Source organism: Paenibacillus sp. 598K, assembly GCF_003851045.1.
Taxonomy (GTDB): domain Bacteria; phylum Bacillota; class Bacilli; order Paenibacillales; family Paenibacillaceae; genus Paenibacillus_D.
The window spans coordinates 66627-67062 of sequence record NZ_BFBX01000116.1; the positions used below are offsets into that span (position 1 = coordinate 66627).

1 pseudogene is annotated in these 436 nt (G+C 59.6%); it reads right to left on the bottom strand.

Going from position 1 to position 436, the window contains the following annotated elements:
• Positions 1-247: 247 nt before the first annotated feature.
• A pseudogene (locus PA598K_RS28240) lies at positions 248-436 on the bottom strand (tRNA (adenosine(37)-N6)-threonylcarbamoyltransferase complex transferase subunit TsaD); the annotation flags it as partial.

The following is a 436-nucleotide window of genomic DNA, read 5'->3' on the forward strand; positions in this document are numbered from 1 at the left end:
ATGCGATTAATCGCACAAAACGCCCCTCGAAACAACAGAGTGCCCAAACTTATGCGAATAATCGCACAAAATGTCCTCTTCGACTGAGTGTCCGCCCGTTGTGATGAGCATTCCAAGAAAGCGACTAACGTACAAGCCAAATAGCCTTCAACCCACAACAAAGTGGCGTTGAAGGCTATTTGGCATCACGGGCGATGACTAAGACCCGCCCGCTCTATCGTCCCTCTGGCCAAGCAAGCTAACGATGTCAGCCCTGCGCCGCCTCGGACTCGTGGCGGCTCACCGACCATGCCTCGAGCGGCAGGCCGGGGTCGCCCTTCATGTCGAGCGCGGTGTACTGGCCGCGCGCCCACTTGAGATGAGCGGCGGCGCCAATCATCGCCGCATTGTCCGAGCAGAGCGAGAGCGGCGGCGCCAGTAGCGGGATCGCCTCGGC